This window comes from Bradyrhizobium sp. SZCCHNR3119 (assembly GCF_032487775.1).
Lineage (GTDB): Bacteria > Pseudomonadota > Alphaproteobacteria > Rhizobiales > Xanthobacteraceae > Bradyrhizobium.
The window spans coordinates 815,196-835,628 of sequence record NZ_JAUEUV010000002.1; the positions used below are offsets into that span (position 1 = coordinate 815,196).

Genomic DNA, 20,433 nt, shown 5'->3' on the forward strand with positions numbered 1-20,433 from the left:
ACGTCCGAGAGGCGCAGCGAAACGGCGTCAGGCACAGCGGTCGGCTCCGATATAGGCGTTGATCACGCGAGGGTCCCGCGCGACGTCGTCGTAAGTCCCCTCGCAGAGGACCGCGCCTTCCGCGAGCACCGTGACCTTCGTCGCCAGACTCTTCACGACTTGCAGATTGTGCTCCACCAGAAGGACGCCGCAGGTGGCAGCGACCGTCTTGATCAGAGCTGCAACGGGCGCGATGTCCTCTCGGGCCAGGCCAGCGGTCGGCTCGTCGAGCAGCAGAAATTTCGGTCCAATCGCGATCGTCGTGACGATCTCAAGCAGTCGCCGGCGGCCATAGGGCAGATCCGCAGCCCGGCGTTTGCTTTCGTCCGCGAGCCCGGCCTGATCGAGAAGATGCCGGACCCTTGCTTCATTTTCGTCTCGTCTCGAGCGACCGCACAGGAGCTGCAGACCCCGCACGTTCAGCGCGAGTGCCGTACCGACATTGTCGGCGACGGAGAGATCGGGGAAGATCGAGCAAATCTGAAACGATCTGGCGAGCCCGAGCCGCGCAAGTCGGTTCGGCGAAACTGACGTCACATCCACACCGTTGAGACGAACTTGGCCAGCGCTCGGTTTCGTAAAGCCGCTGATCACGTTGAACAGCGTGGTCTTGCCTGCCCCGTTGGGCCCGATCACCGCATGAATTGCCCTTGCATCGAGATCGAGCGAGACCCCACGAAGCGCCTCGAAATCACCGAACCGAACAGCCAGGTTGCGAGCGGTCAGCATCGAAGCTGCAGCTCGCCCTGCGACGGCCGAGGCAATCGGTGCGGCTGCCAGCCGCGGACGATCAAGAAGGATGGTCGTCATCGAACGCTCGCAGCGGCGCAGCCCGCCGTCTCATTCGAGCGAAAGGCGGTATCGGCCGGGACCGTGGCAATCCGCTCATAATAGTCCCACGGGCCCTTGCTCTCGGCCGGGGTCTTCACGCGATAAACCCCAAGATCGTAGATGACCCGTCCGTTTTCCTGGATGCGGACCTGTTGACCGAATTTATCGACCGGCAGCTTTCGCATTTCCGCGTTCACGAGCGCGGCATCGTCGGTCTTCGCTTTGTCGGCGGCCTTGAGATAGTGCAGCACGCTCGTATAGACGCCAGCCTGCTCTCGGGTCGGCATGCGTCCATGAACCTTGAAAAAGCGCTCCGAAAAGGCGCGAGTGCCGTCCGTGTCATTCCAATAGAAGCCGGTCGTGATGATTAGGCCCTGGGCCGCTTCGAGCCCGACGCTGTTGATGTCGGTGACAAACGCGTGGAGAGCCGCGACATGCTGCCCCCCACGGATGATACCGAACTGACCGGCCTGTTTGATGGCATTGACGGTATCGGCACCAGCGCTCGCCAGCGCCACGACCTGGGCCTGCGAGGATTTCGCGCGCAGCAGAAGGGCAGAGAAGTCGGCCGTGCTCAGAGGGTGCCGCGCACTTCCGATCACCTTGCCCCCACGTTCCTCGACCAAGCGCGTGGCGTCCTTTTCGAGATCGTGGCCGAATGCATAGTCCGCAGTCAGAAAATACCAGGACTTCAGATCCTGCTGCACCAGAGCGGCGGCGGTCCCGCGCGCGAGCGAATAGGTGTCGTCAGTCCAGTGCGTGACAAACGGCGAGCAACGCGCTCCGGTGATCTCAACGCTTGCGGCACCAGATATCATCAAGGAACGTCTTTTTTCGGTGGCAATGGCCATCAACCCGAAGACCACGCCTGAATGCGGCAGGTCGACGATCACGTCGACACCGCGCCGGTCGAACCATTCGCGGGCAATCGCAGAGGCAACCTCGGGCTTATTCTGGTGGTCCGCAGCAATGATCTCGATGGGGACGCCGCCAGCGATTCCACCAGAATCCTCGACCGCCATACGGGCCGCCACGATCGATCCGGGTCCGCCGACGTCCGCAACGACTCCGCTTTGATCACCCATCACACCGATAATGATCTTGTTGTCGGAAAATTCCGCGACGGCGGACGTCGCCCCGCCGCACAACAGCAATGTTGCGATGATCAGCCGACGCATGGACCGTCTCCTGTTTCCAAGCTCGGCGGACAGATAGAGGCAACCCATAACACATTTGTGACGAACTAGGTACATTTGGGTCACAACATATGAGCTGTGGAAAAGCCTGATGGGTTGCCATTCCGCCCCCGGAACAGGCAAACAGCAGATTCCTGAAGCCGAATCGGAGGGCCCGGGCGTGTTGATTAGAGGCCCGCAAGCGGCACCAGGCGAAGGCGAGGCCGGCGATGGTCGGACCGAGGCCGCACTGGTAGCAAAGATCTGCTGGTACTACTTCAGAGAGGGGCAAACCCAGGACGCGATCGCGCAGCGGCTGAAGATGACCCGCAAGCGGGTCAACCGCATCCTTGGCGAGGCACGGGAAAGCGGCTTCGTGCAAATCACGATCGCCGACCCCGCGGGCCTGCGGACCGAGCTCGAAGAAGAACTCATCCGCAAATTCAATCTGCGTCACGCGATCGTGGTGCCGGTCCCTATGGGCGGCACCGATGTGCGCTCTTTCGTCGGAGCTGCCGCCGCGCGATACGTCGCCGAATGCCTCCCGCCGTCGGGTTCACTGGGAATCACCTGGGGAGGCACCATCAATGCCGCCGCTCAAAACCTGCCGCAGCGATCGGGAGACGGCACCCGCGTCGTCCTGATGTCCGGCGGGCTTGCCGAAAGCGCGCCGATCAATCCGTATGACAACGCAACCATGATCGCCCGAGCGCTTGGCGCGCGATGCTATTATCTGACCGCGCCGATGTTCGCCGAGACCGCGGAGCTGAGAGACATTCTGGTCGCGAGCGAACCTGTTCGTTCGGTGCTCGCGATGGTGCCCTCTCTCGACGTTGCGCTCTTGAGCGCGATCGACCTGTCTCCGAAATCGAAGGCGCTCGAATATGACGTCATTTCTCGCGAGACCTGGGCTTCGCTGCTTGACGCCGGCGCCGTCGGAGATATTTGCGGCCACTACCTCGATTCAGCCGGTAAGCCCCTTCGCCATCCCCTGGTACAGCGGACGATCAACCCACCGATCGAGCATGTGCTTCAGATCAGACATCGGATCCTCGCCGCCGGAGGTGAGCACAAGGTCGACATTATTCGCGCTGGCCTGCTGGCTGGCTTCTGCCAGGTCCTAGTCACCGATGAAGCGGCTGCGTCCAAACTCCTGGATTGAAGCTTATCTCACCACGGCAGTGAGTAGGTCTTGATGTTGGTAAAGCTTTTCATGGCCTCCAGCACGCCCTCTTTATGGCCGAGACCGGAATCCTTGATGCCACCGAACGGCGTCAGCTCCGTCCGGTATCCAGGGACTTCCCACACGTTGACGCACCCCACGTCCAAGGCATCCACAAAGCGGGTGATGTGGTCAAGCCTGTTTGTGCACAGTCCCGCCGAAAGACCGAAGGCCGATGAGTTTGCGATGGCGATGATGTGATCGACATCCTCCGGGCAGCGAATGATCGGCAGAACAGGACCAAAGGTCTCTTCGTGCACCAACTCGCATTCAGGCGGGACATGGTCCAGCATCGTCGGCGGGTACAGCGCGCCCTGCGGAGTATTGCCGAGCAGCAGACGGGCGCCCTCGCGAATTGCCGCCTCGACGCGCCCGGCAATCGTTGACGCCGCTTTCGCGTTGATGACCGTCCCCACATCCGTGTTGGGATCCATGGGATCTCCTGCTGCGAGCCGCTTCATCAGAGGGAGGGTCGCTTCGACAAAGCGGTCCGCGATGCCCTCGACGACAAGTGCTCGCTTGACGGCAGTACAGCGTTGCCCGGAATTTCTCGTCGCGCCCTCCACCGCCAATCTGGCGGCGCGATCGGGGTCGGCGTCACTCATGACAATCAGAGGATCATTGCCGCCGAGCTCGAGCACCAGCCTTCTGTATCCCACCCGCTCGGCAATTCTCTTTCCGGTGCTCACCGATCCGGTAAACGTCACCAAGTCGATGTCCGGGTCATTAATCATCGCCTCTCCTATCGAACGCGGATCCCCGGTGATCACCGACAACATTTCCGGTGGCAGTCCCGCCTCATAAAGCAGCTCGGCAAGAGCGAGCGCGGTCAAAGGCGTCGTCTCCGCTGGCTTGAGGACGACCCTGTTGTTGGTCGCGATCGCCGGAGCGAGCTTGTGGCTCACGAGATTCAGGGGATGATTGAAGGGTGTGATCGCTGAGATCACCCCAAGAAGAGGCGTCCTGGTCGCAAATATGCGCCGGCTCTGCGCTGCCCCTCCGATATCGCCCGCGTAAATCGCCCCATCGTCCTGGATCACTGCGTGCGCCGCAAATGACCAGACATCTCTGGCTCGCACGGTTTCGCGCAGCGAATCCTTCAAGCACAGGCCGCTTTCTGATGTAATGAGCTGTGCAAGCCGGTCCTGGTTTGCCTCGATCGCCTCAGCCGTGGCGAGCAGGATCCGCGCCCGCTCACGCCTTGTGAGCCTGGGACGGAATGCCCGGGCGATCGCGAAGGCGCGCCGAACATGCTCGGGACTCGCCTGCGGCACCGCCGCTATCACCTGATCGGTAAACGGATTCCGAACGTCGATGGACAAATCCGTCAGGACATCCTCTCCCGCGACCTTCATTGGCTGAAGAAGACGTGTCGAGTTAAACATCGCCGGACTCCATATGGTGTTCGCTGCCGATCGTTGCCGTTCACGTGCGTGGCATCATGCTCAAGAGGGTTGGGTCCTTTGACCGCCAGCATGCCAGATCACGATCGTGACACCGACCACGATAAGGACACAGGCGACCACGACACGGGTCGTGGGGGTCTCCCGTTGCAAGACGGCGGCTGCAACCAAGGCAACGACCGGAATAAGCACGAGGCTCTGAGATGCGATCTGTGCGGAAATGAAGCTCAGCGCACGATACCAAGCGACGAATGCTAGCCCGGTCGCCACGATACAGTTGAACGCGATGGGCCAGACAAGGTCCGGCAATTGGTTCCAGTCCGGACGACGTTCCAATAGAACCGAGGCAACGATCACAACTGCGCCTGAGATCGCCAATTGAAAGATGGTACGGCTCCACACGTCGCCGCCGCCGGGCGCGCGTTTATGGATCCAGGTTCCCAGTGCCCAGCTGAAAGCCGCCGTCGAAAGCAGCGCAATGCCCAGGATACCATGAGGTGTCGCCGCTGGATTGGCGCCGGAGGCGAGCAGCCCGAGACCAAGCATGCCGCAGGTCAGCGCGATGACGTCGAGGAGCGATTGCCGCTGGCGATCGACAGCCCATTCGATCGCGACGAGCCACAAGGGCATCGTATAAAAGATCAGGGCACTGGTCCCGACATCGAGATACTGCAAGCCGGCCAGGCTCAGCCCGAGGCCTCCGGCCATTTGAAGGAGACCCACGGCGACTAGTCTGCCCTTTCCAACACCACCGAGCCGGAGTGGATATCCAAGACACAGTCGCGCCGCTCCGATGGCAATGGCCCCACCGAGCAAACGGATGCCGGTGAAAAGCAGCGGTGGCGAAGACTGCAGGGCCTCCTTGATCACAAGCCAATTCGTGCCCCAAATAATGACGACGAAGGAGAGGCAGAGAAAGCTGGTCAGCGTATTGACCGCCTGGTGCTTCACCGGGCCGCTCCCGCCGATGACGCCTGGACATGGAGGGCCCGCGGCTGACTCAGCGCAATCTGGAACGCCTGTTTATTCTCCTCCGGGCTGTGAAGCGATGTCACGCGCGGCAGCGAGCGCGAATGCGATCGATTGACCTTGCACAGCACGAAGTGCGGACCTTCCGTGGACAGGCTTCGAGCAACCGCCTCGCCCAATTCGGCGCCGGTCAGACAGCGGGTGGCCGCGCTGTACCCGCAGGCCAAAGCAACCGCTTCGAGCGAGGAAGTGACCGAGGTTGATTCCTGCCCTCCAGTCGAAACGTAACCTTCGTTGTCGAGCACGATATGAACGAAATTTCGAGGAGATGCGTATCCGATCGTCGACAACACCCCCATATGCATCAGCACGGCGCCATCGCCATCCAGCGCGACCACCCGACGCGATGGATGCGCGAGCGCGACCCCCGCGGCCACCGCGCTGCAATGGCCGAGCGACCCCTGCATGTAGAAATTCTCCCGGCGGTCGCTTAGACGAAATAGCTCGCGCGAAATGAAGCCGGTCGTTGAAACCACGAGATCCGTGGGTTGGAGGGCTTCGCCAACGATTTCCAGAGCGCACCCGACGCTGAGCGGATAATCGCTTACTGGTTGTTTGCCGTTGACGACGCCGCCTGGGCCCGCCGACAGCTGACCTTTCCGAACCAAAATCGCAAACGAGACCGACCGCTCAAATGCCTCTTCGGCCTTCAGGAGGACCGCCATGAACCCCTGTGGCGTCCCGTCGAACTCGCTCCATGGGATGGCCAATTGATCGAGCAATGCGTGGGTATTGGCCCCCATTATACGATGCTGCGGTTCGTCCTCGGGCTCGTCGGCGTGTCCCCGCACAGAGATCAGAAGTAGTGTCGGAATGCAATTGACCTGGACCAGCGATGTCAGCGGATTGATGATGTTTCCCAGACCCGAATTCTGGAGAGCAACGACGCTTCGTCGCCCCGCCAGGGTCGCGCCGACGGCAAATGATAACGCGCTGCCTTCGCTCGCCGCCGGGACTGACACGATATCGTCGTCCACGGACACTTGCTGGAACAGATCAGCGAAATTCGAGCAGGGTACGCCGGAAAAGAACTCGTACTTCTGCTGCTTTAGAAGGCCCAAGAGTATCGTTGTCGACAAAGTCATTGAGACTTCCCTCCCGAGGGGCCGACTTTTCTCCGACGTCAGCCGGAGCGCAGCGCTTGGTGTCGTCGGCATCGACGACACCAAGATCGGACGAAACGCCTTCAGACAGCGATCTCGTCCAGACCGAGCTCTCGTTCAGCTGGAGCTGTTGGCGAGCTTTCGCGCCGTGATGAGACTTCGATTGCAGATCGACTTTCGATAGTCGACGGTATGAAAGCCGGCGTCTTCCATAAGGGAGCGCATATCCTCGAAACTGTAGCAGCAGCCCTCATAGCCGGTCGTCAGCAGAACCGAGTATTCCGCCTCCGCAATCGGCGCAGGGCGACCGCCTCGGTCGTCCGGGTGACAGCTGTAGACGGCCACCCGTCCGCCAGACGGCAGGCTTTGAAAGGATTTTTCCAGCAGCAGTCGGACCTTTTCCGGCCCCCAATTGTGCAGGACATGTGAATATAGATGGAGCGAAGCGGTCGTGGGAAACGGATCGACGAACATATCTCCGGCGACCACACGCGCTCTTGGCGCCGTCAGCTTGCGCTCGGCCAGACATTGCATGGCGAGCTGGTCGACGGGAGGACGCTCAAATATCGTCGTCGACAGGTTGGGATACCGGTTGAGCAGGTGCGCCGAATAGACACCCGATCCTCCTCCCACGTCCAGAAGTGCCGTGTCCTGTGAACAATCAAGCAGTCGCGCGAGATCAGGCGCAAAGATCCGGCCGCGCTCCTCCATTCCGCGCGTATTCAGGTCGGCAAAATCGTCGGTTTGCATCAGCGCGTCCCAATTGGTCGTGTCGCCACGATCAACATGCCAGGTGTCAGGCGCGCCCAGGCGCAGCACGTCGTAAATCTCCCGGACCGATGATTTGTACTTCATGGTCGCGATGTAGGAGGAAATATTCTCGCTTGAGTTTCGGCTCAAATACCGCCGCGCGGAAGACGTCGCGAACAGCTTGCCGTCGACATTGGTGAGCAGCCCCCAGGATTCAAAGAGCCTGATCATCGTTCGCGTCGGCCGCTCCTTGAGCTGGAAATGCCCGCGCAGCGCGGCTTCGTTCACAGGGTTTTCCTCGATATAGGTAAAGAGGTCGAGCCATGAGACAGCTGCAATATAGAGATCAGACGCGTAGGAACTATCGCGCCATCGGATCACCTCCGCGATATCCGGCTCTGGCAGCTGATTTGGTCTCGGGGCCTCTAGCGTTGAATGAAGCATGGCACGATCTCCGCGTTGGGAAGGTTTCTATGCTGGGGATGAAGCCCGGGAATCACGCTTTCGCGCGATCACTTCCGTTGCATGTCGGCAGATATCGCTCCTCGGCCGCAGCGAGCTCGCCGTAACGCATCAGACCAAAGACCTCGTCAAGCGAGGCGACTTCGCCTTCGATGCCGGCGATGCTCTCCTCGGCGACAATGCGGCCGCAGATGTCTCTCATCCCGGCGAACGCCGCTCGCATCGAGTGATTGGCCCAGATCACCGTCGAGATACCGGCTTCACGATAGGCCGCGACGGGCGTTCGGTAGTATTTGGTGGGGACGATCACGACGGGAAGCCTGTTTTGCCAGGCGCCGGCGAAGGAGAGGATCTCATCCGCAACGTTCTTGCGTGAATGAATGAGAATGGCATCAGCTCCGGCCTCGGCATAGGCATGGGCACGGGTGAGCGCCTCGTCCATTCCGTGGCCAGCAATCAGCGCCTCGATACGCGCGACGAGGACCAAGTCGTCGCCTACCGTATCTCTTACAGCACGCAGTCTGCCCGAAAACTCGCCGGTATCGGCAAGCGGATGCCTATCACCGACGAACGAATTCATCTTGGGAAAGCCCTTATCCTCCAGCGCAAGGCCGGCAGCGCCGCGTTGCTGAAGCTTGCGCGCCAGAAGGCGTGCATTGTTGAAATTGCCGAAGCCGCTGTCGCCATCGACAAGCACTGGAAGGTCCGTCGAGTCCACCATGCGCTCGACGACGTCAACGAGCTGGGTCCAGGATGCTTCGTTGGCGTCGCGGTAGCCGAGCGCGCATGAAATCGACAGGCCGGATGCCCAGAGTCCCTTGAAACCTGCACGCTCGGCTATCGCGCCCGATAGACCGTCATGAGCTTCCATCAGGAAGGTCAGGTCACGATTGGAGCAAATCTGATCGCGAAGCTTGTCCGCCACTCGCGTTGCAGCGTGGTGATCATGGCCGTTGGCGACGACGGACTGTTTTTGCGGTTGCATGCCGAACTCCTTAACGCCCCATCTGCATCGTCATCTTTATGACTATCTATAGTTGTCATAATTCCGCACTTGGCGTCAATATCTAATTCTAGTTGATATGGAAAAAATCTAATTCTAGTTGCCAACAAGGAACTCATGCTGGAGAGGAGCAGTTCGTCCTCCCGCGCCGGGCCCTGGACGGCAACGACAGACGAAGTGCGAAAATCGCGGGAAAAGACGCCGTCGCCAAAGCGCGTAGCCGATCACCCGTCGGATTTTTGTATCCAGCAAAACGAGTGAAAACGAGTTGACACAACTTCGCCAAAAAATGCTCGCCAGATGGACGACTTTGCTTCGGGGTGACGATGAGGGTCACATGCAAACGATCGTACTGGATGACCAGGGTCGCGCATGGGACGCGCGGTCACCGACCTTGAAAAGCTTCCTGCATTGCTCGCTTCCCGACTTCGATTTTCTGGCCTACTTGATCGAAAATCTGGGATTTGTGGCGATCACGAAAATCGCTCCCGATGCTGCGCGCATCCGATTTCGGCCCGAAACGGTGTCGCAGACGAGCATCGCCGCGGCGCTATATTGCCTTGCCGATATGGGAATCGAGCGCACAATCATTTCCCACCCGGACCAGTTCGCCGAAAAGCTGGCCCCTAGCCTGGCGCAGACGATCGCCTACATCGCCGAGCGGGTCGCTGCCAGCCATCAGCCGCCCCCTACCGCATTCACGAGCAGAGAGCAGCCGCTCGACATCCTCGCGAACAGGGACGAAGCACTTTCATCCCTTTTTGCGCAATGGATTGATTCGAAACAGGTCTACGATTCAGCGGCGCTGGCCGACCGGTTACCTGAAACGCTGCGTGCGCGCTTCATGCTCGTCGAGCCGGTCGAGGGGCGGCTGACGATTACCGAGGTCGGATCTGGCTTTGAAATATACGGCGAGACCTGGCGAAGGAATGCGAGGGGCCTGCCCATGGAAGAACAACCGGATTACGATTACGGCCGATGGGTGCAGGGCATCTACCGCCGCGTCCTGGAGACGCGACTGCCGCGCCTCGACGAGGTCGACGCCGTGATCAGACGGCCGGACAGGAACGATCGCATTCACTGCCATTATCGGCGTCTGATCTTGCCGTTCACCTACAAGGTAAACGGAGAAACATGCCTTCTGGGGGCGTCGGTCTTTGACGTCAGGGAGCAACGATCCGCCCTAGATCGCCGGGCTGTCGAAGAATGTCCGGCGTAGATCAATCCGCCCTTCCCTGATGCGGTAGACATCTGCAAAACGAATGCTGAGATTGCGCCCATTCTTGGCAACACCGGAAAAGTTGCCCCAGCACGCAATGTTGGCACCGTCGCTCAGCACTCGCTCGACGCGGTGCTCGCCGAGCGAAATAATCCGTTTCGTCAGGTAGAAGTCCAGGATAGCCATCCTTCCGACGAATGGCTCGTAACCCGGTCGCTCATAGATCGCCTCGTCGTGGAGAAATTCGCAAAGCCCAGCCCAGTCCCGGCCGTCGATGCAATCGAACAATTCCTTGACAAGCCGTTCTGAATCCTCAGGACGAAAGGTCTGGATATTCATACCGCCTCGCCTTACGATATCAGTGGTTTGCTTCCTCGGTAGTGCTGGGTCCAGTGACCGGGACGCTCGCCCAAGCCATGACCGCTGAAAGATCGGCGAGCAGTTCGTCAGACTGCATCCAAGCCAACCCGCAGCGCATTTCGCCGAGCGGCGCCGCCACCAGTCTGATACAGCTGCGCTCAACTTTCGTGTATCCGGCGCGCTCTGCGAGGCCGCCGGCGATGACGGCATCGCCCAACATGCCAATCGTGAAATCGCTCTGCCAGCGTGTGAAGGCGTATGCCCGTGAAATGCGCGGCAGGATGGTTCCAAGGTCCTTGCCTCTGAAATCGCGCCGATACCAGATGGCACCGGAAAAGACGACGCGCCCGGTGATTGTCTCGGCAATTGGCGCGGTGATCTCGCAGCGATCGTTGCGCGCGAAAGCGGCGCCAGGATCGGCATAGAACATTCGCAGCGAAGTGGCCTCCTCCTTCAGAGAAGTTTCCGGCCACTCATAGAGGCGCGCCGCTTGCGTTGCGACGACCTCTCCATCCTTGCACCGCCCGATCAGCACAAAGGCTGTCTCGGGCGTGACGCCGCCCAGGGCCTGGTCAAAAACCGGTACAAGCGGACGCCAACTGTCGGAATTGGCCCTGTTGACGTCGATGAGATCCTGCAGGCTGCCAAATGACAGCGTTACTCCGCGATCCTTTGCAGCGCTATCGGCCCAAAGGAAGAACCGTCCGAGCAGACCTACCGGCCCATGCTTGATCTTGAGACGAGCAGGTAGGCGCCCCGATGTCGGAAGAGGCTCTTGCATGGATTGGACGTCCCGCAATTCTCGTGTCCCTACCGCCAATAATCCGTGCGTTTGTAACCTGCATGACATAATTCTAGTTGATAGTGCCACCTAGAAGTTGATATGCCCTATTAACTACCCCTCGTTGAGTGTGCGGAACAAGAATTCAACCGCGGTGCTTGATGCCTTCGGAACCTTCCCAGAAAAAATCGAAATCCCGCACGCCGAACCGGCGCGGCAGCAAGATCAGGGTTTCGTCGAAAAAGCCGACCCAGGTCGATCAGCACGTGGGCAAGCGACTGCGTCTCAGGCGCAACCTCCTCGGCTTGAGTCAAGACGAATTGGCAAGGCGCCTTGGCCTGACGTCTCAGCTCATTCAGAAATATGAGGCGGGGGAAACCCGGATCAGCGCATCGAGACTCTACGGCATTGCCACGCAGCTCGCCGTCCCAATCACTTGGTTCTTCGATGAGTTAGAGGACAAGAAACGGACGTCCGCCGAGTCGAAGCAAGCCTCCGAAGCGCAGGACTGGAGTGAACTCGTTACAAAGCGGGAGTCGCGTCAGCTGCTCGAGCTCTACTTCGGCATTACTGATGAACGTCTTCGCCGAAAGGTCATGGAGGTCGCACAGCTTTTGAAGAGTAGCGGCACGGAATAGCGACGGCCAACGATGAGTACTTGACGCCAACTTCTGATTAGAAATCGACTCGTTCGCCTGTGATCCGAAACATCTAGTACCTCGACACAGAGGTCTTGACCGGTTGATCCGGGTCCAGCAAGATCGGTCGGTCTTCGGGCGCGACGAGGACTTCGATGCTACGTGGACCGCGCGCTCCTTGAGGTCCCGAGCAACAAACTCCGTGAGCGCTTGCGTCTTGAAGACAAGCGGACAGAAGTCTGGTGTGCCTGGCAGGTTGTTGCGGACGCGGTTCCGCGCCGAATTCTGCCCGGAGCTTCCATATTGGAGTTCGGTATCCACAGCATCGACATAGGAGACCTTGTCCGCCGTAGGCAGATTGAGCTGGCACTGCAACAGCCATTCATAGAGAAACCAGTTGCGACGGGTGTAGAGCCCGGTTGGCTTCTGCTTCACAAGCTCCGCGATCTCGTCGTCCTTCGCAGCAAGGAAGAGCCGCTTCAGGATGGCGAGGTCGAGGCCTTCGTTCTTGAGTGCGAAGGTGAGATGTCCCTCAAGCGTCGCCACCGGCGCATGACGTGGCGTGTAGATGCGCCATCCCCTTGATCGATGATGCGGTGCTTTGTTCCGATGGCGGAGAGGACGCGTGGGACCGGGACGGACAAGTGGTAGGCGTCAATCAGCGCCGCATAGCCGGCCGGGATCGCTGCCTCTGGCAGCCTTCGATCGTGAAAAACGCTCACTTGGCCTGAAAACTTCATCTACATTGGCCAAATTTATGAAGAATGTTCTCGGCCGTGAATTTCCCCCGCGATCTCTCCTCCATGCCGAAATTACATCTTATGCCACGAAAAACCTTCCCAGATGATTCAGACACGTCAAAACTCTTCACGAACTCGCGTAAGGCGCCCCCAACGGCGGTAAGTCGAAGCGCAGCCCTCGTTCAACCGGCCAACACGCGAGGCCGAGCCCACAATTCCAAGAGGAAACCCAACAAAATACCAAGTTCTTAACGGGATGCGGCCCAGCTGGAGCCAAAAGCCAAGCGAACCGCGCCCGGCACTTTCCACCGAGTATATCCCCCTGCCGTTGCATGTGATCTGCATGACGGCCGCAACAAGTTCGTGATCCCAGATGCGGCCGTAGTCCGGCCCGGTGACGGCCCAAAGCTCGACTTGGCCGCTGTCGACAGTCAACCTGTCTCAGAGGTTGTGCGCAGCAAGAAATCCCTCCCTGCAGCAGCTTTCTTGGATGATGGTCAACGTGAGACAGTTACGATTGTGACCTGCCACCGAAGGTCGGGCCGACTGTGCCTGGGACAAAGCCCCTTACCGAATGATGCCTTAGACATCAATATAGCTATACAGAACGCCTTCATTGGTATAATTAATCGGGCTACTAGCATTTGAGTACGCAGCATTGATGCGCCAAATGTCAGAACTGACATCTCGACGATGATTACCGCTGCGCAGCTCCGCGCGGCCAGGGCGCTTCTTGGCATCGACCAGCGCCAGCTTGCAGAACTGTCCGGTCTTTCGGTCCCCACGATTCAGCGCATGGAAGCGAGCGAAGGGGTCGTGCGCGGCAACGTCGATTCCTTGATGAAATTGATCGAGGCACTGAACCAGAGTGGCATCGAACTGATCGGCGACGGAGCAACCAGTCAGACCGGAGGCCGCGGAGTCCGGCTCAAGCAGCCCGCACTCTCCGACGCGCGCCACGTGAAGGACATGGCGAAAAGGGCATAGGATGCATTTCCGATGAGTATCATTGCATTCCTCATGCTCTGCGCGGCAGCGATGTTGGGGGTTGCGCTGTTGGCGGTAGCCATCGCGCGCGGGCATGCGGCGACCCGCATCATCTACGGCGCCATGCTGGCGCTGTGCAGCGCGGCGACGGTTTCTTCGCTCACCGCGCTTGCCGACCAGGCCGGCGGTCCGACCGACCTGATTCTGCCGCTCGGCCTGCCCTGGATCGGCGCGCACTTCGCGATCGATGCGCTCGCGGCCTTTTTTCTCGTGGTCGTGAATATCGGCGGCACCGCGGCGAGCCTCTACGCACTCGGCTACGGCGTGCACGAGGAAGAGCCGCATCGCGTGCTGCCGTTCTTTCCGGCCTTCCTCGCCGGAATGAATCTGGTCGTGCTGGCGGCTGATGCTTTCAGCTATCTGTTGTCCTGGGAGTTCATGTCGCTGGCCTCCTGGGCGCTCGTGATCGCGCATCATCGCGATCCCGAGAACAGGCGCGCCGGCTACGTGTATCTGATCATGGCGAGCCTCGGCACGCTCGCGCTCCTGCTCGCTCTCGGCCTGCTCGCCGGACCGGACGGCAATTACAGCTTCGAGGCGATCAGGCATGGCGCGCGAACGCCGCTGACGTCGGCGATGGTGCTCGTGCTGGTCCTGATCGGTGCAGGATCCAAGGCTGGGCTGGTGCCGCTACATGCCTGGCTGCCGCTGGCGCATCCAGCGGCGCCAAGTCACGTTTCGGCGCTGATGAGCGGCGTGATGACCAAGGTCGCGATCTACGCCTTCATCCGCATCGTGTTCGACCTTGCCGGCGGCCTGCCCTGGTGGTCGGGCGCGCTGCTGCTCGCGATCGGCAGCCTGAGCGCAGTGCTGGGCGTGTTGCAGGCCCTGATGCAGGACGACGCCAAGCGGCTGCTCGCCTATTCGACCATTGAAAATATCGGCATCGTCTTCATCGGGCTCGGCCTTGCGCTGGCGTTCCGCGCCGACGCCATGAATGCGGCGGCTGCGCTGGCGATGACGGCGGCCCTGTTGCACGTACTCAACCATTCCTTCTTCAAGAGCCTGCTCTTCTTCGGCGCCGGCGCAGTGCTGACCGCGACCGGCGAGCGCGACATGGATCGCCTCGGCGGATTGATCCACCGCATGCCGACGACGAGCTTCCTGTTCCTGGTCGGTTGCATGGCGATCTCGGCGCTGCCGCCGCTGAACGGCTTCGTGTCGGAATGGCTCACCTTTCAGGCCGTGCTTCAAAGCCCCGATCTGCCGCAATGGGTGCTGAAGGTCATGGTCCCGGCGGCCGGCGGCCTGCTTGCGCTCGCAGCAGCGCTCGCGGGTGCGACGTTCGTCAAGGCCTTCGGCATCACCTTCCTCGGCCGCCCGCGCAGCACGGAAGCGGCGAACGCAACGGAAGTGGACCGCTTTTCGCTCTGGGCCATGGCGATACTCGCCCTGCTCTGCCTGATCGCGGGCATCGTTCCGGGCTCCATTATGGATGCCATAGCCCCGATCACGCGCCAGTTTGCCGGCGCGGCGCTGACGCCCCAGGCAAGCCGGCCCTGGCTCACGATCGTGCCGGAGGCCGAAACCGGCAGTTCGTATAACGGCCTGCTCGTCTTTCTCTTCATCGCCACGTCCGCGCTCCTCGCAGTGTGGGCGATCCACCGCTTCGCCTCGCACGCGATCCGCCGCGGCCCGGCCTGGGATTGCGGCTTTCCCGATACCAGTCCGCTCACGCAATATTCCGGCTCGAGTTTTGCCCAGCCTATCCGCCGCGTGTTCCTGGCGCGGACGCCCGTCACGAGCGAAAAGGTCAGCATGCCCGCTCCCGGTGATACACGTGCCGCCCGCTTCACGCTGACGATCACCGATCCGGTGTGGGAATGGCTGTACAAGCCCGTCGCCCGCGCCGTGGAGGGCGCCGCCCTCCAACTCAACAAGCTGCAATTCCTCACCATCCGCCGCTACCTCAGCCTCGTCTTCCTCTCCCTCGTGCTGCTTTTGCTGGTGCTCGCCATATGGAGCTGATGTCTGCCCTTCTCGTTCAGGTCTCCCAGATGATGCTGGTGCTGCTGGCAGCACCGCTCCTGACCGGCTTCGTACGCAAGGTGAAGGCGCGCATCCAGCGCCGCCGCGGCCCGCCGATCGTGCAGCCCTATCGCGACATTCTCCGACTCCTGAAGAAGGAAGTCGTGGTTGCCGAAAATGCTTCGTGGATATTCCGCGTCGCGCCCTATCTGATCTTCGCAGCGACTTGGGTCGCCGCCGCGCTGGTGCCGACCTTCGCGACGGGACTGCTGTTCAGCTGGTCCGCCGACCTCATCGCCATCATTGCGCTGCTCGCCAGCGCACGGTTCTTCCTGGCGCTGGCCGGCATGGATATCGGCACTGCCTTCGGCGGCATCGGGGCGAGCCGGGAAATGATGATCGCCTCGCTCGCCGAGCCGGCCATGCTCCTGATCATCTTCACCATGGCACTGGTCGCGCGCTCGACGCAGCTATCGGCCGTGGCCGATCTGATGGCCTCGGGCGTCGGCCTGCGCGTCTCGCTCGGCCTGGCGCTGATAGGACTGATCATCATCGCCATCGCGGAAAACGGGCGCATTCCGGTCGACAACCCGGCCACGCATCTCGAGCTCACCATGGTGCATGAAGCCATGGTGCTGGAATATTCCGGTCGCCATCTCGCGATGATCGAACTCGCCGCCGCGGTCAAGCTGCTTCTCTACATCTCGCTGATCGGCTGCATCTTCATACCGTGGACGCTCACCGAGCCCGGCGCCTCCCCTGTGAGCTATCTGGCCGGATCCGCAGGCTTTCTCGCCAAGCTGGCCATCTTCGGCTTCCTGCTCGGCGTGTTCGAGACGGCCATCGCCAAGATGCGCGTCTTCCGGTTGCCGGACTTCATCGGCGGAGCCCTGATGCTCGGCCTGCTCGGCACGCTGCTGTTGTTCGTATCGAGGAGCCTCTAGCAATGGCGCACGGACTGACATTCGATGTCGCGCACCTGCTGGCGGGGGGCTTGCTGCTGGTCAGCTTCCTGATGATCACGCAGCACAGGCTCTATTCGCTGCTGAACGCCTTTGCGCTCCAGGCACTTCTGCTGGCGATGTCGGTCGCCTGGCAGGCCAACGTCCAGCACGCGCCGCATCTCTATGTCACTGCTCTGATCGCGCTGGTCTTCAAGGCCGTGGTCGTGCCGGTCGGGCTGCATCGCATCATCCAGAGGCTCGGCATTCATCGCGAGATCGAAACCGTGATCGGTTCCGGAACGACCATGCTGGCCGGCATGGGACTGGTCGCGCTCTCGATGACGGTCATGCTGAAGGTCACCCCCACCGCCGATCCGCTCGCACGCGAGGACCTCGCCTTCGCGCTGTCGGTCGTGCTGCTCGGTCTGTTGATGATGGTGAGCCGGCGCAACGCCGTGAGCCAGGTGGTCGGCTTCATGTCGCTGGAGAACGGGCTGGTACTCGCCGGCACCGGCGCGCGCGGCATGCCGCTGGTCGTCGAGATCAGCGTCGCCTTCTCGATCCTGATCGCCTTCTTCGTGATCGGCGTCTTCCTGTTCCGAATCCGCGAGCGCTTCGACACCGTCGATGTGCAGGCGCTGGATCGTTTTCGCGGAGAGCGCCGATGACTTTCTCCGACAGCAGCGGCGTCATCTTCGTCCTCATCATCCCGGTCGTCTCGGCCGCGGTGCTGGCCCTGCTTCCCGACTATCGACTTTCGGCGCGCCTCAACGTGCTGGCGTCGGGGTCGACCTTCGTGGCGTCACTGTCGTTGTTCTTTGCCGATCGCAGCCAGGCTGGACATTATCTGTTCGTCGACGACCTCAACATCGCGTTCATCGTGCTCAACACCTTCGTCGGCTTCACCACCAGCGTGTTTTCGGCAAGCTATATCGGGCACGAGCTCGAGACCGGACGGCTGACGCCGGTACACCTGCGTTTTTACCACGCCATGTACCAGGTCATGATGGGCGGAATGAATCTCGCACTGACCGCCAACAATATCGGCCTGATGTGGGTCGGCATCGAGCTGGCGACGCTGACGACCGTGCTGATGGTCGGCATCTACCGCACCCATGAGGCGCTGGAAGCGGCCTGGAAGTATTTCATTCTCGGCAGCGTGGGCATCGGGCTCGCGCTGTTCGGCACCATCCTGGTCTACATGGCAGCGCTTCCCGTGGTGGGCGAAGGCATCAACGGCATGGTCTGGACGGTGCTGGTCGCGCGGGCCGCGCAATTCGATCCGGAGCTGATCAACGTCGCCTTCATCTTCCTGCTGCTCGGCTACGGCACCAAGGTGGGGCTGGCGCCGCTGCACGCCTGGCTGCCGGATGCGCATGCGGAAGGGCCGACGCCGATCTCCGCGGTGTTGTCGGGCCTCCTGCTCAACGTCGCACTCTATGCAGTGCTTCGCTTCAAGATCGTGCTGGCCGCCAATCCGAGTGCGGTGGCTCCCGGACAACTGATGGTGACACTCGGTCTGGTGTCGCTGGTGTTCGCCGCCTTCATGCTCTACCGGAGGCGCGACATCAAACGCCTGTTCGCCTATTCGTCGATCGAGCACATGGGCATCATCACTTTTGCCTTCGGGATGGGCGGCCCGGTCGCGAATTTTGCCGGTCTCCTGCACATGGCGATGCACAGCCTCACCAAATCGGGGATCTTCTTTGCCGTCGGCCATGTCGCGCAGATCAAGGGCACTCAGAAGATCGCCGACATCCGCGGCCTGACCGTGACCCACCCGGCGCTCGGCTGGAGTCTTGTGATCGGCGTGGTGGCCATCGCCGGATTGCCGCCGTTCGGCGTCTTCATGAGCGAATTCCTGGTCGTCAGCTCGACCTTCGCGCGCGAGCCGCTGCTTGCCATCCCGCTCGTGCTGGGCATCGTGCTCGCGCTCGGCGCGCTGTTCTACCATCTCAACGGCATCGCTTTTGGCGAGCCGACCGGAAGCACCGCGCCGTCGGATGCGTCCTACACGCCGATGATCCTGCATTTCGGTCTCGTGCTCATCGCCGGAATCTTCCTTCCGCCTACGCTGGTCACGTGGTTTCGGCACGTCGCCGATATTCTGGGGTGATTGCAATGAGCCTCGACGAAATCTTGCGAAAAGGCGAGCCTGCATCGAGCCACCGTCCCTGGCCGCGCGCCGTCGTCAGCGTCGCGACCTGGAACGAAGCGATCGCGGGACTTGCCGGCGGCGACTGGCAACTGCTGGGCCTTTGGGGCGAGGCGGATCGCGTTCACATGGCGCTGCTCGATGCGCCGAAGGCGGCGGTCGGCATCGTCACGCTCGATTGCCCGGAGCGCCGCTATCCGTCGGTGAGCCTGCATCACCCGCCGGCGCTTCGGCTGGAGCGGACCATCCGCGACATCCACGGCTTGCAGCCGGAGGCCTTGCCGGACCCTCGGGCTTGGCTCGATCACGGCAATTGGGACCTGCGGCATCCGTTGGCTGCGAAACCGGAGCCAACGCCGATCGACAAAGCCTATGCATTCCTTCCCGCCGAAGGCGACGGCCTGCACCAGATCCCGGTCGGCCCGGTCCATGCCGGCATCATCGAGCCTGGGCACTTCCGCTTTACCGCCAACGGCGAGACGGTGGTGCGGCTCGAACCCCGGCTTGGCTATGTGCACAAGGGCATCGAGGGCCTAATGGTGGGCGCGAACCTTGCGAAGGCGGCTCAGCTCGCGGCGCGCGCGTCCGGTGACAGCACGGTCGCTTACGGACTGGCCTTCGCGCGCGCGGTGGAAGCCGCGCTGGGGGCGGAAGCTCCGCCGCGAGAGAACCATCTGCGCGCGCTGATGGCAGAGCTGGAGCGTCTCGCCAATCACCTCGGTGATTTCGGCGCGATCTGCAACGACGCTTCCTTCACCCTGATGCTAGCCCATTGCGGCATATTGCGCGAGAAGGTGCTGCGGGCCGCGGGTGACGTTTTCGGCCACCGCTTGATGCGCGACCTGATCCTGCCCGGCGGAGCGGGTGCCGATATCAACCAGAATGGCGTCCATGCGATCCGATCGCTGGTGGGCGAGATCCAGGCCCGCTTCCCTGCCCTTGTCGAGCTCTACGACAACACTGCCTCGCTCCAGGATCGCACCGTCACAACGGGCACAGTGAAGCCAGATCTCGCCCGCCAATACGCGCCTGGCGGCTTCATCGGCCGCGCGTCAGGCCGCGCCTTCGACGCGCGCAAGCATCTTGCCTATGCACCCTATGACGAGCTCGCCTTCGAGGTTGCCGTGCTCGAGGCTGGCGACGTCAATGCGCGTGTGTGGATTCGCATTCGCGAGATCGAGCAAAGTCTAAGGCTCGTCATCCAATTGCTGGAACGGATGCCGCAAGGCGAAGTGCGGATCAATCTCCCCGTTGTCGGCCACGCTTGCGAGGGCATAGCGCTGGTGGAGGGTTTTCGCGGCGACATCCTGGTCTGGCTCAGGCTCAATGCCGACAACAGCATTGCGCGTTGCCATTTACGCGACCCCTCCTGGTTCCAATGGCCGCTGCTGGAGGCCGCGATCCAAGACAACATCGTTGCCGATTTCCCGCTCTGCAACAAATCGTTCAACTGCTCCTATGCGGGCCACGACCTCTAAAGCGCGATGAGATTGGGATGAATAGTCATCGCGCTTCGGGGTTATGTTTGAGCATGACCGCAAACGCGTTCCGCAAAGACGGCTGC

General features: G+C 61.2%; 19 protein-coding genes and 1 pseudogene. 10 read left to right on the plus strand and 10 right to left on the minus strand.

The features are described from left to right. Positions 1–27: 27 nt before the first annotated feature. Together QX034_RS31040 and QX034_RS31045 are read right to left on the minus strand one after the other, a co-directional pair. Complete coding sequence (locus QX034_RS31040) at positions 28–849, minus strand: ABC transporter ATP-binding protein (RefSeq protein ID WP_316196238.1); 822 nt, start codon at positions 847–849, stop codon at positions 28–30. Then, a complete protein-coding gene (locus tag QX034_RS31045; protein WP_315743463.1) occupies positions 846–2,048 on the minus strand; it encodes an ABC transporter substrate-binding protein in 1,203 nt (400 codons plus the stop codon). The genes QX034_RS31040 and QX034_RS31045 overlap by 4 nt, the downstream gene beginning before the upstream one ends. A gap of 178 nt (positions 2,049–2,226) precedes the next feature. Here QX034_RS31045 and QX034_RS31050 point away from each other — a divergent pair, with 178 nt between their 5' ends. After that, positions 2,227–3,207, plus strand: a complete 981-nt coding sequence (locus tag QX034_RS31050) for a sugar-binding transcriptional regulator (protein WP_315743449.1) — start codon at positions 2,227–2,229, stop codon at positions 3,205–3,207. A gap of 8 nt (positions 3,208–3,215) precedes the next feature. Here the strand turns inward: QX034_RS31050 and phnY are convergent, their stop codons facing one another. The 5 genes from phnY to aepX form a co-directional block, all read right to left on the minus strand. Next, the gene (gene phnY, locus QX034_RS31055) at positions 3,216–4,652 is read right to left on the minus strand and encodes a phosphonoacetaldehyde dehydrogenase (RefSeq protein ID WP_315707211.1); all 1,437 of its coding nucleotides are present in this window, start codon (positions 4,650–4,652) and stop codon (positions 3,216–3,218) included. Between the two features lie 60 nt (positions 4,653–4,712). After that, positions 4,713–5,621, minus strand: a complete 909-nt coding sequence (locus tag QX034_RS31060) for a DMT family transporter (RefSeq protein ID WP_315707210.1) — start codon at positions 5,619–5,621, stop codon at positions 4,713–4,715. Then, entirely contained in the window at positions 5,618–6,784 is a 1,167-nt protein-coding gene (gene aepY, locus QX034_RS31065; protein WP_315707209.1) for a phosphonopyruvate decarboxylase, read from the minus strand. Before aepY ends, QX034_RS31060 begins: the two co-directional genes overlap by 4 nt. Before the next feature lie 135 nt (positions 6,785–6,919). Next, on the minus strand, positions 6,920–7,996 hold the full coding sequence (locus QX034_RS31070; RefSeq protein ID WP_315707208.1) for a methyltransferase: 1,077 nt from the start codon (positions 7,994–7,996) through the stop codon (positions 6,920–6,922). Positions 7,997–8,048: 52 nt separating this feature from the next. Then, positions 8,049–8,999 carry a phosphoenolpyruvate mutase gene (aepX, locus tag QX034_RS31075; RefSeq protein WP_315766432.1) on the minus strand — a complete coding sequence of 317 codons (951 nt, stop codon included), beginning with the start codon at positions 8,997–8,999 and terminating at the stop codon, positions 8,049–8,051. A gap of 355 nt (positions 9,000–9,354) precedes the next feature. Here aepX and QX034_RS31080 point away from each other — a divergent pair, with 355 nt between their 5' ends. Then, positions 9,355–10,236 carry a hypothetical protein gene (locus QX034_RS31080; RefSeq protein WP_315707206.1) on the plus strand — a complete coding sequence of 294 codons (882 nt, stop codon included), beginning with the start codon at positions 9,355–9,357 and terminating at the stop codon, positions 10,234–10,236. On the opposite strand, the gene QX034_RS31085 is transcribed toward QX034_RS31080, so the two are convergent. Together QX034_RS31085 and QX034_RS31090 are read right to left on the minus strand one after the other, a co-directional pair. Continuing rightward, positions 10,201–10,575 carry a nuclear transport factor 2 family protein gene (locus QX034_RS31085; RefSeq protein WP_315707205.1) on the minus strand — a complete coding sequence of 125 codons (375 nt, stop codon included), beginning with the start codon at positions 10,573–10,575 and terminating at the stop codon, positions 10,201–10,203. The genes QX034_RS31080 and QX034_RS31085 overlap by 36 nt on opposite strands. Positions 10,576–10,594: 19 nt before the next feature. Further along, the gene (locus QX034_RS31090) at positions 10,595–11,377 is read right to left on the minus strand and encodes a hypothetical protein (protein WP_315707204.1); all 783 of its coding nucleotides are present in this window, start codon (positions 11,375–11,377) and stop codon (positions 10,595–10,597) included. 161 nt (positions 11,378–11,538) lie between these two features. On the opposite strand from QX034_RS31090, the gene QX034_RS31095 reads away from it, so the two are divergent. Then, complete coding sequence (locus QX034_RS31095; RefSeq protein WP_315707203.1) at positions 11,539–12,015, plus strand: helix-turn-helix transcriptional regulator; 477 nt, start codon at positions 11,539–11,541, stop codon at positions 12,013–12,015. 162 nt (positions 12,016–12,177) lie between these two features. Further along, entirely contained in the window at positions 12,178–12,600 is a 423-nt protein-coding gene (locus QX034_RS31100; protein WP_315707202.1) for a hypothetical protein, read from the plus strand. A gap of 442 nt (positions 12,601–13,042) precedes the next feature. Here QX034_RS31100 and QX034_RS31105 read toward each other — a convergent pair. Next, positions 13,043–13,190: pseudogene (locus QX034_RS31105) on the minus strand (DUF932 domain-containing protein); the annotation flags it as partial. Positions 13,191–13,448: 258 nt separating this feature from the next. On the opposite strand from QX034_RS31105, the gene QX034_RS31110 reads away from it, so the two are divergent. The 6 genes from QX034_RS31110 to QX034_RS31135 are packed head-to-tail and all read left to right on the plus strand — an operon-like array spanning position 13,449 to position 20,347. Beyond that, positions 13,449–13,742 (plus strand): helix-turn-helix transcriptional regulator, encoded by a 294-nt coding sequence (locus QX034_RS31110; RefSeq protein ID WP_315707201.1) that lies wholly within the window; start codon positions 13,449–13,451, stop codon positions 13,740–13,742. A 12-nt stretch (positions 13,743–13,754) separates the two neighbouring features. Beyond that, complete coding sequence (gene hyfB, locus QX034_RS31115; RefSeq protein ID WP_315707200.1) at positions 13,755–15,770, plus strand: hydrogenase 4 subunit B; 2,016 nt, start codon at positions 13,755–13,757, stop codon at positions 15,768–15,770. Then, on the plus strand, positions 15,761–16,714 hold the full coding sequence (locus QX034_RS31120; protein WP_315707199.1) for a respiratory chain complex I subunit 1 family protein: 954 nt from the start codon (positions 15,761–15,763) through the stop codon (positions 16,712–16,714). Before hyfB ends, QX034_RS31120 begins: the two co-directional genes overlap by 10 nt. A gap of 2 nt (positions 16,715–16,716) precedes the next feature. Further along, positions 16,717–17,382, plus strand: coding sequence for a hydrogenase-4 component E (locus tag QX034_RS31125; RefSeq protein ID WP_315707198.1), 666 nt, complete (start codon positions 16,717–16,719; stop codon positions 17,380–17,382). After that, positions 17,379–18,830 carry a hydrogenase 4 subunit F gene (locus tag QX034_RS31130; RefSeq protein ID WP_315707197.1) on the plus strand — a complete coding sequence of 484 codons (1,452 nt, stop codon included), beginning with the start codon at positions 17,379–17,381 and terminating at the stop codon, positions 18,828–18,830. Before QX034_RS31125 ends, QX034_RS31130 begins: the two co-directional genes overlap by 4 nt. Before the next feature lie 5 nt (positions 18,831–18,835). Beyond that, the gene (locus tag QX034_RS31135) at positions 18,836–20,347 is read left to right on the plus strand and encodes a hydrogenase expression protein HypE (RefSeq protein WP_316196239.1); all 1,512 of its coding nucleotides are present in this window, start codon (positions 18,836–18,838) and stop codon (positions 20,345–20,347) included. Positions 20,348–20,433: the final 86 nt, after the last annotated feature.